Source organism: Sporosarcina ureae (genome assembly GCF_002082015.1).
In the GTDB taxonomy this organism is placed as follows: Bacteria; Bacillota; Bacilli; order Bacillales_A; family Planococcaceae; genus Sporosarcina; species Sporosarcina ureae_A.
In genome coordinates, this window is sequence record NZ_CP015109.1 from 1,742,692 (window position 1) to 1,757,276 (window position 14,585).

Here is a 14,585-nt window from a genome sequence, read left to right on the forward strand (position 1 = left end):
GCTTTATGCAAATTGAATGCGCTTACATGTGTTATCTTTTATTCTAGCGGAATAATCTATTTCTTTCAACTAAATACTTTTAACAGTATTTAGTTGAAAGTATTTAGTTATTTATATAGCCGTACATAAAACTGAACAAAGCCTAAAGATAGCACTATTTTACACCTGCATTAATTACACGTCATATAACGCCAATAATTGTCCCCAAGTACGCCTGTCAAATACGCTAATCCTTCACTTTCCGTACGATGTAGCGCGCGCCAGTCCTCATCATCAAGCGCTAGGTAGACTTCATGATGAGGCGCATCATTATGATAGCCAACTAGATCTAGGTTCCCTTGTTCATCCAAATGAGCTTTCATTTCGTAATGTATAGGCGGTGAGGCGGTCAGTGGATTGCCCACGTCGTGGTTGATCGCAAAATGAACTTCAGTCGAGTCCCCTTCCAACCTCTCGATTTCTATACCATCTACAGAAGCATGGTCATGACGCTTATACCGTTTCATATAATTCAATCCAATGGATGGTCCAGTTGCTTTCGTAAATTGTAGTGCATTGTCTCTTCCAATGAACTTTCCTTCTATATCCACACGGGTGCGAAAACTTTTTCCTTCAGGATTGAAATCCCGATCATCCCCTGTAAAGTATGGGATTGGTGAGAAGAGATTCGGATTTTTTATGATATCTTCCTTTAAAAATGTTGTATAGCGGAACTTCCATCGCTTCACTTCTTTTTGTTTTTCCCTGTCGGCCACCGGTTTTAGTAATCGATCTCGTTGCTTAACTCGCACAGAAAAGGTATACACTTCTTCTGTTGGTTTATTATCAGGATTTGGAGGCATAATTCCTTCATACACTTTTGATACAATCGATTTACTAACATTCATTTTCTGATTGCTGTCAATCAACGGACGCGTTGCCGAAACACTGTATACCACTGGCTCCGAAGAACTTACCTCGCGATCAATAAAACGATTATCAGTAATTGTCTCGAGGTATTGACCGTTACGGTAAATATCGAACTTCTCCACATCTTTAATCCATTCCCACGAAAGGGCAATTTGCGATGAAGCGGCAATCGTTGTAATTACTAAGCGTTGTAAAGGATGTTCATCTTTCTGTACTTCTGTCAAGGCCGAAGTCTGGATCACGATTACATCTTGAACCCGTTCTTCCTCTACCCGTTCTACTATATATTGGAAAGGATGTGACGGATCTAGCTCCCCGTCCGTAAAATTCGGAGCCGTCCCTTCATATACTTGCCGATCATTTTTATAGACACGGTAATAACCACCAATATCACTCCATGTAAACGATATATCATCCAATGAATGATCCATCTGTTGAATTTCGAATAATTTCTTCATTTGCGATCTGCTCCCTTTTATCTATTTCATCTGAAACAGTTATACGCCTTCAGATAATTATGTAACATTCAGCATATAGTTATACCTGTTCTTCTATGCGCAATCACTCATTTTCGAGTACTTCCATCTCGTTATACCAGTATTATTTTAACCTTTTTCATGTATATGATATAATGAGCTCGTCTGATACATAGCCACCACTAGGGGTGCCTTCTTTTTGGCTGAGATGCAAGTATGCAAACCCTTTGAACCTGATCTAGTACATTCTAGCGGAGGAAAGTGGGTAGTTTTCATACCCAATCGCCCATCCACGCATGGGCTTTTTGTATATATACCTTTAATAGGAGGAATAGAAACATGCAGCTTATTCAACAACTTCGTCAACAACAACCGCTCGTTCACTGCATTACAAATTTTGTAGTCGCAAATTTCCAGGCAAATGGTTTATTAGCACTAGGTGCTTCTCCTGTTATGGCGGATGCAGTAGAAGAAGCAGAAGATATCGCAAGAATTGCTGCCTGTAGTATTTTAAATATCGGTACGTTAAAGCAACAGACGGTGGATGCCATGATTCTCGCTGGAAACAGCGCTCGCGCAGCAGGGAAACCTGTCGTACTAGACCCAGTAGGTGCTGGAGCTACACCTTTTCGTAAAGCTAGCGCGTTGAAAGTGCTAGAGGAAGTCGATATTACACTGATCCGCTGTAATGCAGGAGAACTTGCTGCGATTGCAGATATCCCTTGGACCGCCAAAGGTGTCGATGCAGGTGAAGGTTCAGCAGACATCGAAGATATCGCGAAAAAGACTGCACGCAAATACAATTGTCTCGTCGCAGTATCAGGCGAAGTCGATATAGTCACGGACGGCCATTCCATGTTATCCATTATAGGCGGCCATCCCATGATGACTACTATTACGGGTACTGGGTGTTTACTCAGTTCTGTCACAGGTGCTTTTCTCGCCGTAGGAATGGAAAACCCTTTGGAATCCGTAGCAGATGCACTCTCATTTTATAAACGGGCTGGTGAACAAACAGCAAAAATTTCCCGCGGGCCTGGAGACTTTGCTGTAAACTTCTTAAATACATTACATACATTGGATCGCGATTCAAAAACATTTTTAGCATAATAGACAGGAGGTTTTTCAATTGACAGTACAAGTGGCATTAACCATTGCTGGTTCGGATAGCGGAGGAGGTGCAGGAATTCAGGCTGACTTAAAGACGTTTCAGGAGCTAGGTGTATTCGGGACTTCTGCCATAACCGCAGTGACTGCTCAGAACACTCACGGTGTTCACGGTGTGTATCCAATACAGACAGACGGAGTCATAGCACAAATACGTGCCGTGCTTGATGACTTTGATGTAAAAGCCTGTAAAACCGGCATGCTGTTTTCGGCTGAAATTATTACTGAAGTAGCTACACTATTAAAAGAATATCCCCCAATTCCTTTAGTCATTGACCCCGTCATGATTGCAAAGGGCGGACAATCTTTATTGCAACAACAGGCACTTCAAGCGCTAAAAGAACATTTACTACCACTGGCTACAATTGTGACACCGAATATACCCGAAGCGGAAGTGCTGACCGGAATGGAAATACAGACAGATGAAGATATTCGGCAAGCCGCAACCGCCTTTATCAATATGGGAGTGAAAGCTGTTGTTATGAAAGGCGGTCACCGCAATGATGTGCTAGAGGCAAAAGATTATTACGCTGACAAAGAAGGTCAGTCATTCACTGTGACCACACCTTGGATCCATACTAAAGATACACATGGGACCGGATGCACATTCGCGGCAGCTTTGACGAGTTTCCTAGCAAAAGGCTATTCCTTACCGGATGCAGTTGCTGAAGCGAAACAATTCATACAAGCTGCGATTGAACATGGCTTGAAAATCGGGTCAGGACACGGCCCAACAAATCACTGGGCATACGCTGAATTAAAAAAGGAGATGCATTAATGCGAAATATGGAAGTAAAAAAAGCATTAAGCCTTTATTTTATTATGGGCACACCGAACTCAGGAAATCAGGACCCATTGGCAATAGTAGAAGCGGCTCTTCAGGGTGGTGTCACATGTTTTCAGTTGCGTGAGAAAGGATTACATGCACTTGAAGGTGAAGCTTTACTCGTTTTTGCCAAAAAGTGTCAAGAACTCTGCAAATTGTATCGCGTTCCTTTCATCGTCAATGACGATGTGGATCTGGCATTGGCCATTCATGCAGACGGAGTTCATGTAGGACAAGACGACGAACAGGCAGACAGCGTGCGTCAGCGAATCGGTCCGGATATGTGGCTAGGTGTTTCAACTCACAATGTACAAGAAGTTCGACTTGCACAATCAATTGGCGCGGATTATATAGGACTGGGTCCGATCTATCCGACGTCAACTAAACCCGATGCTTCGGCTGTTGTAGGTACTACTCTGATAGAAGAAGTTCACGCTGTATTCCCTGATATGCCGATTGTTGCTATCGGTGGAATTACGCCATCTACTACCGGCTCTATTATCCAGGCAGGAGCAGATGGTGTAGCCGTTGTGTCTGCTATCGCTTCGGCTAAAGATCCACACTATGCAGCAAGTGATTTATCAAAGATAATTCACTCCTTGCAAGGATGAATGAGGTCCGTATGAATACACGTAAAATGGTTTTTATGACAATGTTTGTCGCAATCGCAGTTGCTGGCTCTACATTCGTTTCATTTCCTGCCGGTATCGCCAGAGCATATCCCATACAGCATGCTGTGAATGTCATAGTAGCGATTGTAATGGGTCCGGGGGCAGCTGTTATCGTAGCGTTTATGACAGGGCTCGTACGTGTACTGACGGGAACAGGCTCACTGCTCGCATTTCCAGGCGGGATGATCGGGGCATTTTTGGCGGGCGTATTCTATCAGCGTATCAAAAAGAATTGGAGTGCTGGTATTGGAGAGGTGATCGGTACGGGTTTGATCGCGCCTTTATTTGCGGTGCCATATGCAAAAATTTTGATGGGCACAACGGTAACTGCTTTCTTCTTCCTACCTCCTTTTCTTGTGTCGACAGTGAGCGGAACTATTATAGGTCTGTTGCTAGCTCCGAGACTTTTGAAGCTGAAGCTTTTCAAAGGTTTATAGTACAACCAAGATGAAAGATGAAGCGGCGAGTGTCAGGATGGAATTTTGTACATCGAAATGAATGCGATGTGCCTGTTGATTCACGATGTCTTCACGCTTCCAAATTACATACTCTAAAAGCTAAGATCCGCAGAGAATATTCCCTGCGGATCTTTTGTCGATTTCCCGGGAAATAGCATGTATTATTTCCTCGTATGATTATAATAGTCCTTCATTTCGTCTTCAGGTACCATATTCCCTCCCGTTCCCCATACGAGATGCGTTGCATATTTGGAGTCCGCCAACGGTAATTTAGACTTCGTCACTTGAACAGGCCCCATCATACCCGCCAGCGCTGAAGGTTCCAGCCATATGCCTTCACTATCCGCCAACTTTTTCAAAAGCATGAATAACGTCTGATCTTCTACCGTATAGCATCCTGTCAAGAAAGGTTCCATCGTTTTTCCGACAAATGCAGAAGCTGTGCCCACTGCTAAACCATCAGCCGCAGTTTTATTATCCAGACCAAAGCTTGCAACTGAAACTTGGTCATGCAAACCTGTCATCATTCCAATCATCATACACGGTGAGTGTGTCGGCTCCGCGAAGAGGCAATGCACATGATCACCGAATGCCAGTTTCAGACCAAACGCCACGCCGCCTGGTCCACCACCCACACCGCAAGGTAAATAGACAAATAATGGATGCTCTTCATCAACAGTGATATTCTGTTCTTTCAATTGTGAGGCAAGACGTTCTCCTGCTACTGCATATCCCATGAATAAATCCGTAGAGTTTTCATCATCTACAAAGTGACAAGACGGATCCGCTTCCGCCTGACGCCGGCCTTCTTCTACAGCTTTGCTGTAATCATCCATATACTCTACTACATGTACGCCTTTTGAGCGCAGTAAGTCCTTTTTCCATTGTTTAGCGTCAGCTGACATATGCACTGTTACATCGAAACCAAGTTTCGCACTCATAATGCCAATACTCAACCCTAAATTCCCCGTCGAGCCTACTGCGATCTTGTGCATTGCAAACAACTCACGGAATGCCGGTGTATCGAATTGGCTGTAGTCCTTTGCATTATCTAGCAACTGGCTATTTATCGCAAGTGTCTCTGCGTGCTTCAGCACTTCATAAATACCCCCACGCGCTTTGATTGAACCAGAGATTGGCAACGCATTATCTTGTTTTAATAATAGCCTGCCTGGAATATTGACAGCATACGTTGTTTCAAGTTCTCGCTTCATCATTGGAATTGGTGTCAAGGGGGATTCAATAATGCCTTTATCCGTATCCGGGAAAACTTTCGCCAAATAGGGAGCAAATCTCTCTAGACGATCGCTGGCGTCAGTTATATCATCTTTTGACAGATGCGTCTTCGACAAACCCGCTGCTACCGGTTCGACGAGAGGGTTACACCATAATACTTCCTTCTTCTTGATCACACTTTGTAATAGAGGCAGTTTTACAAGCCACTCACTTTGCATGATTTTATCCACTTACCCATCACTCCCCTGTTATGAATGTATGCCTGAACAGATTTCATTCGAACCAGCCTTTTTCATTAAATAACGTAATAGCTTCAATTCGATTACGCACGCCGAGTTTATCCAGTATCGTGGAGATGTAATTACGGACAGTTCCGGGTGATAAAAACAGTTCAGTTGCAATCTGTTTCGTAGTTTTGCCTTCCGATACCAGTTTAAGTACCTGGACTTCGCGCTCAGTCAATGGATTCTGCTCTTCTTCTTTCATATCAAATGCCATGTCGATTAATTCCGGTGCATAAATTCGACGTCCTTCAATAATAGAGTGAATCGATTTCACTAGCTCTTCAATCGGGTTGTCTTTGAGCAAATAGCCACGAACGCCTGCATTACGCGCTCGTTCGAAATAACCCGCTCTAGCAAACGTCGTTAAAATTATAATTTGGCACTCCGTATCCTGTAATTCTTCCGCTGCATCCAAACCGGTTTTAATCGGCATTTCAATATCCATTATACATATATCAGGCTGAAGACTTTTGACTAAATCCACTGCCTCCTGACCATTTTTGGCCTTGCCTACTACTTCCATATCTTCTTCCAGGTTCAACAACGACCCTAGCGCACCGAGCAGCATTCCTTGGTCTTCTGCAATTACAATGCGGATCATAAACTTTACCCCTCCTTAATTTGTTTTAGAACAGCAGGTACAACGATTTTTAAATCAGTTCCATTGTCACTTTTAATCGACAGTTTACCGTTGATGAACTCCAATCGTTCCTTCATACCATCGAGTCCGTTACCTGGTAAATTTACGCCATTTTGCGCGATACCTATACCGTTATCGTGTATCCGAATAACAAATGCCTTTTCTGTTTGTTCAAATAGGATACAACATTGCGTTGCATAACTGTGTCTCACTACATTGTTAATGGCTTCTTTTAAACACATAACGAGTACATTTTCTACAATAGGAGACACGTCAGGGAAATTCGGATTACCTTCTATATCCACTTCGATTTCAGCTGCCTTCAGCATTTGCTGAACCCGTATCAATTCGTCTTTAAGCTTCACACGTCGCATACCACTGACGAGAACTCGTACTTCTTTTAATGCCGTACTAGATATTTGTCGTATATCTTGAATTTCTACTTTTGCAGACTCGATATCCCGATCCATTAATCGAGAAGCCAAGTCACTCTTTAAACCGATCATGGATAACTTCTGTCCAAGCGTATCATGGAGATCCCGTGCAATACGCTCACGCTCTTGAATGATCATCAGTTCGGATATCCGTTCCCTAGCAACCTCCAACTGATCTTGAAGTAGATCTCGTTTTTGACGATTGTACAAATTAAATGGTAATAGGACTACACCGATCACTGTGATAATAACAAAGTGAATTTGTGGTAAAAATAATTCGATTTCAAGAAAGAACCCAGCAACAATCGCTGCGATTAAGATTGCAATATGTAATCCATAAATAATAAAAAAACCTACTGGTCTTCTAATGTTTCCAATAGAGAACGCAATAAACAACGATAGATAGACATAGCCAAATAGTAACGTCATTACGACTGTAATGACAATTTCAAAACTGATCCACATATACATGAGACCGCTTTTGGATTTGGCCGAAAAATAATAGGAAAGGAAAAATAACACTAATAACATGATGCCTATTGCTAAGTTAAATGGAGATGCACTTCGTAAAATAAAAAAGAAAGGCAAAATACAAAATACAACCCAAGCATAAATACTGAGCCATGGGCTTTTAGGGAAAATACTATACCAACTATACATCAGTTCTCATCGCCGTCCTTTTCATTCTATTGTACCAAATATTTTCTTTGCTAGCTCTTTTAGGGTATATAGACAAAATAAAAAGGCGGAGAAGGATCGCTCCCTCTCTCGCCACTTTAAGATAAACGTGTACGTTTTGGTTTTAAATCAATTGACAACTTCTCTTTGAATGAATATTGTTTTGCCTCTTTGAATGTGATGAATTTTTTATTATTTGGATCATACAAGCGGTAACGTAAAGATTCAAAGCTAGTTTTTAATGTGATCGTTGTTGCTTTTTGCAATGGCGGTGTTAATTCATGCGCCATCTCCAAGTTATAGTTTGGTACACGTGGTGCCAAGTGATGTACATGGTGGAATCCAATATTGCCTGTTGCCCATTGTAAAACACGTGGCAATTGATAGTATGAACTTCCTTCAACTGCTGCTTTAACATAATCCCAATCTGTTTCTTCTTCGAAATAAGAATCTTCGAATGTATGTTGGATGTAGAACAACCAAATACCAAGGGCACCAGCTGTGAACATCATAGTACCTTGGATTAGCAAGAAGGCTTTCCAACCAATCGCTACGATTAACACTGTATATACTGCAACTAAAATGATGTTAATTAAATACGTATTCATACGCTCTTTCTTACGCGCGTCTTTACGGTTAAAACGACCTGAGATCAGTACCAAGTATAAAGGTCCAAATCCAAACAACACAATAGGGTTACGGTAAACACGGTAGCTGAAACGCTCGAACTTCGAGGCATTTTTGTACTCTTCCACAGTCATGACCCAGATATCTCCAACACCGCGTTTGTCTAGGTTTGAACTAGTTGCGTGGTGAATCGAGTGCTCTCTTTTCCATTTTTCATATGGGAATAATGTTAAGACGCCAGTAATTGTTCCTACAATGCTATTCGCTTTTTTATTGCGGAAGAATGAACCGTGCGTACAGTCATGAAAGATGATGAATGTGCGAACTACGAAGAACGCAGCAACGATTGACAACACAACCGTTAATGTGACAGATACACTCAAGCTTTGGTAAGCCAGGAACCATAAGATGAATATTGGCGGAATTGTATTGATCATCTGAACAATACTCTTTTTCAAATCAGATTTCGCAAAAGGCGCGACGTCTTTGTGCAATTGCTTCGTTTGTTCTTTACTCATGTTTGAATTTCCCTCCTATTGGGTTTGCTAGTACATTAAGAATAACTTGTATTCGATGGGAGGGGTAGACATAGATGTCATGACTTTGAGATGACAAATGTCATATGTATTGGGACAGGCAGTCAGATTACACTATGCGTTGAGTTGAGTTAGTTCGTTGCTCGACTGGTTGTTGGGGACTGAAGTTACTGAGTGTTCGCTTTCTGGACCCGCACAGACACGTGGGGGATTGCCTACAGCCAGAAGCTAGCTGGCGGTGGTGCTGCCAGTTGTCTCCTGGCCACGGCCTACCCCGCAGTTGTGCCTGCGCTACTGAGTGGTATTTATTTTGATTGTGGTTCTAACTAGAATAAAATCAGTGATGTAGTGTTACGGATCTTCTATTTTTGAAAAAGAAGTATACGAACTGCCGTACACCTAATGCAACGAAGGCGACTGCTTGGGAAAACTACGTTTCTGAAATTGTCCTATGCCGCATCTAATAAAGGTGCCTTCTACTCACCCCACAAAACTTCGACATTTACCGCCATAACCCCCTCCATTTCACTGTACATTCATTTTACAATCCTTCAGAATATACAACTATAGAAAGGAATGTATACCATGCGCGAACTATCACTTCGTTTATTATTCGTTTGGATTATTTGTATTCTATTTACCGGCATTTTCGCCTATATTGCGAGATCGATTCATGTACAATCTATCTCTAATTTTGATGAACCCATCATTGACTTTGTTCAAGGCGCGGAGTCTCCAGGGGTGACGTCTATTATGAAACTATTTACTACCATCGGTTCTACTACATCGGTTGTTCTGTTGGCCTTATTGATACTTGGTGTTCTGGTATGGAAGAAACATCGTGCCCAAGCGGTATTATTTGCTATAGCACTAGCTGGTACAGGCATTCTTAATCAAGTACTTAAATTCGTCTTTAAACGGGAACGTCCTGATTTTCATCGTCTAATCGACATTAGCGGATATAGCTTTCCTAGCGGACACACGATGATGGCATTCAGCTTTTATACAATACTTGCTTATATCGTATGGAGAAATGTAGTGAATTCAGGAAGCCGAGTTGCGATTATATTTCTTGCAACTATGATGATTATCATGATTGCAGTCAGTAGAATATACCTGGGTGTTCATTTCCCAAGCGATATAGTCGGCGGTGTGCTAGCTAGTTCAGTCTGGCTGTTCGCATCCATTGCATTCTATCAACGACTCCAACGACAAAAGTCAGGTAATCTACAAACCAAGTAACACACGATCATGTTTATATAAGGAGGTTGTTTCTATGTGGAAGGATTTTAAGGAGTTTGCGTTTAAAGGGAATATTTTTGACTTGGCCATCGGTGTTGTAATTGGTGCCGCTTTCGGAACGATTGTCTCTTCTTTAGTCGAAAACATTATGACACCACTGATTGGCATTTTATTAGGTGGACTGAACTTTTCAGAATTGAGCTATACAATTGGTGACGCTGTAATTAAATACGGTCTATTCATTCAATCTATTATTGACTTCTTAATTGTCGCAGGTTCAATCTTCATTTTCTTACGAGTACTTATGAAATTGAAAATGAAGCCGGAAGAGGCAGTTGAAGAAGAACCTGAAGAAAAACCATTGGATACAAAAGAGGAATTACTTACTGAGATCCGTGATTTATTAAAAAGCAAACGATAAAATAGCAACTACGCACTCTTTCGGTCGCACAGCCGCCACAGTTGTCTTACAAAGTCCATTGCAACGCGCCTGTCAAGGTGTTACAATTATAGGCAGGATACTGATCAAAGGAGTGGATATTCATGTGGTTCGTCTATATCATGTATGCATTGTTTGCGTTTATTCTTGGTGGAACAGTACTTGGACTAGTCCGTACGTTCAGCAGTAATAACTAATACAACTTAACAGCAGTGAATGAACGGGCTATGGCCTATTCATCCACTGCTGTTTTTATATACACGATTATATAGGAAGTTTTCATAAAAATAGCGCGTGTAAGAAACGGTTTCCTCATTTCTTCTACGCGCTATTATTAATGTTTCATCAATCTCCGCTGCTTCCGAAGTTCACGTCGTGCAGGTGCGGTATCGAAAAGACGTTTTTCTAATTCCGTTTCGGGATACACTTCCGCCACGGGAATTGGACGATTTGTGTCATCTACCGCAACCATCGTACAGAATGATTCCGTCGTCAATCTCACTTCACCTGTTACCAAGTTTTTAGAATGAACGGAAATAAAAACTTCCATAGATGTACGACCGACGGAAGTGACTACTGCTTCGAGTTCAATGACATCACCCAATAAGGCTGGAGATACAAAATCGACAGAGTCAATTGAAGCGGTAATCGCAGCTCTAGTACCTGCGTGTTTCATAGCTGCAATAGCTGCAATCTCATCGATATACGAGAGAACTTTTCCTCCAAAGATTGATTCAATATGATTCGTGTCCGGCGGTAAGACCAACTTACTTTGAATGGTTCTTGACTCGCTCATCGGTTTTTGTTCAGACATTACGACAACTCCCTTTTTTAGTACGTTCATTCAAGTATACATAAAAGAAGGGAGTCAGCGCCAATTCCTGCTTGATGTATCGCCTATTCGATTAGATCATTCTTCGCACGCTACAGACATTTTTGGCATATGCGGACTTCTTTAGGTCAATTTGTTCAATTAATTTTCCAGTTGAAGGCGCATGAAGAATCTTTCCGTTCCCCACATACATCGCTACATGATGAATACACCGCTCTTCGTTCTTGAAAAAGATTAAATCACCTTTTTGCCAATCTGCAGAGTCGAGTGAGATGGGTTTGCCTTCTTCTGCCTGATCGGCTGCATCACGTGGCAAGCAAACTCCACACGCTTCCCATATAGCACGGGTGAATCCAGAGCAATCAAAACCCCAGGCGGACATGCCACCCCATAAATACGGTAAACCAATGAAACGTCTTCCCACAGTTAGCGGACGGTGAATCGATTCTTCTCCCACACACTCGACATCGGATGCATTTAGCAATTTCCAACCATGCGGTGTCCATACACGTATCTTCTTTCCGCGTCGTTCTCCGGAAGGAAAGATTGTATTAAAAGAAACACGTAGAAAGAATGTACCTGATTCATCAAAAAGAGCTACCTTTGGATTAGTCACTCTGACAAACTCTTCTGTCTGTATTCGTTTCTTCATGGAAAGTTGAATAAGCGGCACCCATCCAGGATAACCTCGAGGATCTTTACGAGTTGGCTGGGAGCTAGCAATTATACGCGCCCAGTCGCCAACCACTTCTTCGACAATCACAGATTCACCGTATAATAATTGCGTTTGAATGTGATCGTTGTCACTTAGCGCTAGACGTTCTTCATACGATAACTGGGAAAGCCATCTATCGATTTGCACAGGATGATCCAGGGCGGGAAGATCAGCCACACGGGGAGAATCAGGATCAGTCCATACTGTCGCAACGCTTACTGCGCACATCCATTTCTCATTCACATGCATGCTCCTTCACCCATTGCATCATCCGTTTCGAATCAAATCCTAGTCCTGACTTCTTGCTAAATTCCATATGCGATCCGTGGTAGAGCACACCGCCCGCAGAGAATTCCTCTACCAATAATAGTGGTGCGTCTAAATCCACTCGCGTTATATTCGGCTGACTCGCTGCAATATGAGCAGCTGCCGTCACCCCGACTGCTGTCTCCATCATACTTCCGACCATACACTCTACGCCATTTGCTTCAGCCAATGCATTGATTTTCAAGGCTTCGCGGATCCCCCCCGACTTCATCAATTTGATATTCAGTACATCCACTGCGCGCATCTCCAGCAACCTTTTTGCATCTCTCGCTGAAAATAATGATTCATCTGCCATAATCAGCGTGCTTGTCTGTCTGGTCACGTCTCTCAAGCCTTCTACATCATATGCGGCAACTGGCTGTTCTATTAATTCCAAATCAACTCCGTCATCTTCCAACTGGCGAATCAGGTGAATGGCTTCTTTTGGTTTCCAACCTTGATTGGCATCGAGACGAATGAGGATATCTGGCCCGACGGTTTGACGTACGGCGTGAATCCGTTCTCTTTCTTGTTGAGAACTACTTGTACCGACTTTCACTTTTAGCGTATCGAAGCCTCTGGCAACATGTTCTGCTGCTTCCTTGGCCATATCAGCAGGCTTCCCGACACTGACTGTCAAATCTGTTTTCAAGCTTTGGCGGTAGCCACCTAACACGTGGACTAAAGGTAAACCGCAAAGCTGTCCGAACAAATCATTCACTGCCATGTCAACTGCGGCCTTCGCACCTGTATTGCCTATAATAGCCCGTTGCATTCTCTCCGTTAGTAATTCTAGCCGGCTGATATCTTGGCCTACCAATAGAGGCGCAAGAACATGATCGATAACATGACGAATTCCACCGATCGAATCGCCCGTTATAACATGCGTCGGCACTGCTTCTCCCCAGCCGATTAAATCGTTATCAGTTGTTAGTTTGATAATAACCGATTGTACAGTACGAACAGTACGTAACGCGGTAATAAACGGTTTACGTAATGAGGATGACACGAGGAATGTTTCCACCGTGCGAATTTGCAATTACTCCACTCCCGGTAAGATAGTCAGCGTCTTACTATTTGCATCCAAACGTCCTTTCACACCAAATGGAATTGCAATATTTGGTTCGCAATGACCGATACAGAATCCTTTTACGACAGGCTGATGTAGTTTGCCAAAATACTGTTCAAACACTTCATCCATCGTGAGTGAAGCATATGGCTTCGTTGGCGCCGCTTTCGCGAAATCACCAATTACTATACCGGCTGCCTCTCGAAGCTTGCCTGCAAGACGTAATTGATTGAGTAGGCGATCTACTTTATAAGGCTCTTCACCGACGTCTTCAATTACAAGCAATCGATGATTCGTTTTAATCTCAAACTCACTGCCCAAACTGTTGACTAGTTGCGTCAAATTACCACCGACCACTTCGCCTTCTGCAACACCACCGACAAGTGTTTCAAGTGGCGAGATTGCTTCAGAATAGTGGACCTCCACAGGCGCAAATAATTGCCCGAACATTTTACCGGACATTTCATGAAACTCGTCTTGTGCGACACATGATGCAAGCATAGGTCCGTGGAATGTAACGAGTCCTGCTCCCTGACGAATCGCGGTATGTAGATACGTAATATCACTGAACCCCCAAAACACTTTCGGATGGTTGTGGATCAAATCGAGATCCAGTTGTTCCGCATAGCGTGCCGAGCCGTAACCGCCTCCCGCACAGAATATCCCTTTCACTTCAGGATCTTTAAACATCTCATGCAAGTCAGCCAATCGTTCCTCATCAGTCCCTGCTAAGTAACCATTTTTCTTGTAAACGGAGCGGCCTACTTTATAGCGCAGGCCCAATTGCTCCAAAAATTGAAATGAACGTTCCAATACTTCACGTTCCACAGGACTGGCAGGTGCCACGATCCCAATTACATCACCTTGTACTAAATGTGCTGGACGAATCATTCTACTCATCACCCTTTCTACGTCCTACTTTATCATATTCAAGAAACTCCATCGTCATTACGGGATTTATATGACATTTGAAATAGATTGTGGGTAATCTTTGAGTTATCCCCTTTATGAACAGCTAATCCCCAACTATTGTGAATACA

Annotated in this window: 15 protein-coding genes and 1 riboswitch; of the genes, 6 read left to right on the forward strand and 9 right to left on the reverse strand. The window is 42.7% G+C overall.

What is annotated here, in order from left to right:
* Nucleotides 1-170: 170 nt before the first annotated feature.
* Nucleotides 171-1,367, reverse strand: coding sequence for a DUF3238 domain-containing protein (locus tag SporoP17a_RS08695; protein WP_083034290.1), 1,197 nt, complete (start codon nt 1,365-1,367; stop codon nt 171-173).
* A gap of 192 nt (nt 1,368-1,559) precedes the next feature.
* A riboswitch (TPP riboswitch) is annotated at nt 1,560-1,662 on the forward strand.
* Nucleotides 1,663-1,724: 62 nt separating this feature from the next.
* On the opposite strand from SporoP17a_RS08695, the gene thiM reads away from it, so the two are divergent.
* Genes thiM through thiW form a run of 4 tightly spaced genes read left to right on the forward strand, consistent with a single transcriptional unit; the run spans nt 1,725 to nt 4,486 of the window.
* A complete protein-coding gene (gene thiM, locus SporoP17a_RS08700) occupies nt 1,725-2,495 on the forward strand; it encodes a hydroxyethylthiazole kinase (RefSeq protein WP_083034291.1) in 771 nt (256 codons plus the stop codon).
* 19 nt (nt 2,496-2,514) lie between these two features.
* A complete protein-coding gene (thiD, locus tag SporoP17a_RS08705; protein WP_083034292.1) occupies nt 2,515-3,330 on the forward strand; it encodes a bifunctional hydroxymethylpyrimidine kinase/phosphomethylpyrimidine kinase in 816 nt (271 codons plus the stop codon).
* Nucleotides 3,330-3,989 (forward strand): thiamine phosphate synthase, encoded by a 660-nt coding sequence (gene thiE / locus SporoP17a_RS08710; RefSeq protein ID WP_083034293.1) that lies wholly within the window; start codon nt 3,330-3,332, stop codon nt 3,987-3,989. The genes thiD and thiE overlap by 1 nt, the downstream gene beginning before the upstream one ends.
* Before the next feature lie 11 nt (nt 3,990-4,000).
* Nucleotides 4,001-4,486 (forward strand): energy coupling factor transporter S component ThiW, encoded by a 486-nt coding sequence (gene thiW / locus SporoP17a_RS08715; RefSeq protein ID WP_083034294.1) that lies wholly within the window; start codon nt 4,001-4,003, stop codon nt 4,484-4,486.
* 182 nt (nt 4,487-4,668) lie between these two features.
* On the opposite strand, the gene SporoP17a_RS08720 is transcribed toward thiW, so the two are convergent.
* The 4 genes from SporoP17a_RS08720 to SporoP17a_RS08735 all read right to left on the reverse strand — a co-directional run bounded on the left by SporoP17a_RS08720 (nt 4,669) and on the right by SporoP17a_RS08735 (nt 8,924).
* Nucleotides 4,669-5,961 (reverse strand): D-serine ammonia-lyase, encoded by a 1,293-nt coding sequence (locus tag SporoP17a_RS08720; RefSeq protein WP_156890606.1) that lies wholly within the window; start codon nt 5,959-5,961, stop codon nt 4,669-4,671.
* 55 nt (nt 5,962-6,016) lie between these two features.
* Entirely contained in the window at nt 6,017-6,628 is a 612-nt protein-coding gene (locus SporoP17a_RS08725) for a response regulator transcription factor (protein ID WP_083034295.1), read from the reverse strand.
* A gap of 5 nt (nt 6,629-6,633) precedes the next feature.
* On the reverse strand, nt 6,634-7,761 hold the full coding sequence (locus SporoP17a_RS08730; RefSeq protein ID WP_083034296.1) for a sensor histidine kinase: 1,128 nt from the start codon (nt 7,759-7,761) through the stop codon (nt 6,634-6,636).
* Between the two features lie 116 nt (nt 7,762-7,877).
* Nucleotides 7,878-8,924 carry a Delta(5) desaturase DesA gene (locus tag SporoP17a_RS08735; protein ID WP_083034297.1) on the reverse strand — a complete coding sequence of 349 codons (1,047 nt, stop codon included), beginning with the start codon at nt 8,922-8,924 and terminating at the stop codon, nt 7,878-7,880.
* 603 nt (nt 8,925-9,527) lie between these two features.
* Here SporoP17a_RS08735 and SporoP17a_RS08740 point away from each other — a divergent pair.
* Nucleotides 9,528-10,184, forward strand: a complete 657-nt coding sequence (locus SporoP17a_RS08740; RefSeq protein ID WP_167693403.1) for a phosphatase PAP2 family protein — start codon at nt 9,528-9,530, stop codon at nt 10,182-10,184.
* Nucleotides 10,185-10,218: 34 nt separating this feature from the next.
* The gene (gene mscL, locus SporoP17a_RS08745; RefSeq protein WP_083034299.1) at nt 10,219-10,605 is read left to right on the forward strand and encodes a large conductance mechanosensitive channel protein MscL; all 387 of its coding nucleotides are present in this window, start codon (nt 10,219-10,221) and stop codon (nt 10,603-10,605) included.
* 352 nt (nt 10,606-10,957) lie between these two features.
* Here the strand turns inward: mscL and SporoP17a_RS08750 are convergent, their stop codons facing one another.
* The 4 genes from SporoP17a_RS08750 to SporoP17a_RS08765 form a co-directional block, all read right to left on the reverse strand.
* Nucleotides 10,958-11,437 carry an acyl-CoA thioesterase gene (locus SporoP17a_RS08750; RefSeq protein ID WP_083034300.1) on the reverse strand — a complete coding sequence of 160 codons (480 nt, stop codon included), beginning with the start codon at nt 11,435-11,437 and terminating at the stop codon, nt 10,958-10,960.
* Nucleotides 11,438-11,528: 91 nt separating this feature from the next.
* Nucleotides 11,529-12,413 (reverse strand): C40 family peptidase, encoded by an 885-nt coding sequence (locus tag SporoP17a_RS08755; RefSeq protein WP_167693404.1) that lies wholly within the window; start codon nt 12,411-12,413, stop codon nt 11,529-11,531.
* Nucleotides 12,406-13,515, reverse strand: coding sequence for a mandelate racemase/muconate lactonizing enzyme family protein (locus SporoP17a_RS08760; protein ID WP_083034302.1), 1,110 nt, complete (start codon nt 13,513-13,515; stop codon nt 12,406-12,408). The genes SporoP17a_RS08755 and SporoP17a_RS08760 overlap by 8 nt, the downstream gene beginning before the upstream one ends.
* Nucleotides 13,516-14,445 carry a S66 peptidase family protein gene (locus SporoP17a_RS08765; RefSeq protein ID WP_083034303.1) on the reverse strand — a complete coding sequence of 310 codons (930 nt, stop codon included), beginning with the start codon at nt 14,443-14,445 and terminating at the stop codon, nt 13,516-13,518.
* Nucleotides 14,446-14,585: the final 140 nt, after the last annotated feature.

Bases quoted from the DNA above. Each gene is read 5' to 3' on its own strand.
- SporoP17a_RS08695 (WP_083034290.1), bottom strand. From the start codon at position 1,367: ATGAAGAAATTATTCGAAATTCAACAGATGGATCATTCATTGGATGAT.
- thiM (WP_083034291.1), top strand. From the start codon at position 1,725: ATGCAGCTTATTCAACAACTTCGTCAACAACAACCGCTCGTTCACTGC.
- thiE (WP_083034293.1), top strand. From the start codon at position 3,330: ATGCGAAATATGGAAGTAAAAAAAGCATTAAGCCTTTATTTTATTATG.
- thiW (WP_083034294.1), top strand. From the start codon at position 4,001: ATGAATACACGTAAAATGGTTTTTATGACAATGTTTGTCGCAATCGCA.
- SporoP17a_RS08720 (WP_156890606.1), bottom strand. From the start codon at position 5,961: ATGCAAAGTGAGTGGCTTGTAAAACTGCCTCTATTACAAAGTGTGATC.
- SporoP17a_RS08725 (WP_083034295.1), bottom strand. From the start codon at position 6,628: ATGATCCGCATTGTAATTGCAGAAGACCAAGGAATGCTGCTCGGTGCG.
- SporoP17a_RS08730 (WP_083034296.1), bottom strand. From the start codon at position 7,761: ATGTATAGTTGGTATAGTATTTTCCCTAAAAGCCCATGGCTCAGTATT.
- SporoP17a_RS08735 (WP_083034297.1), bottom strand. From the start codon at position 8,924: ATGAGTAAAGAACAAACGAAGCAATTGCACAAAGACGTCGCGCCTTTT.
- SporoP17a_RS08740 (WP_167693403.1), top strand. From the start codon at position 9,528: ATGCGCGAACTATCACTTCGTTTATTATTCGTTTGGATTATTTGTATT.
- mscL (WP_083034299.1), top strand. From the start codon at position 10,219: ATGTGGAAGGATTTTAAGGAGTTTGCGTTTAAAGGGAATATTTTTGAC.
- SporoP17a_RS08750 (WP_083034300.1), bottom strand. From the start codon at position 11,437: ATGTCTGAACAAAAACCGATGAGCGAGTCAAGAACCATTCAAAGTAAG.
- SporoP17a_RS08765 (WP_083034303.1), bottom strand. From the start codon at position 14,445: ATGAGTAGAATGATTCGTCCAGCACATTTAGTACAAGGTGATGTAATT.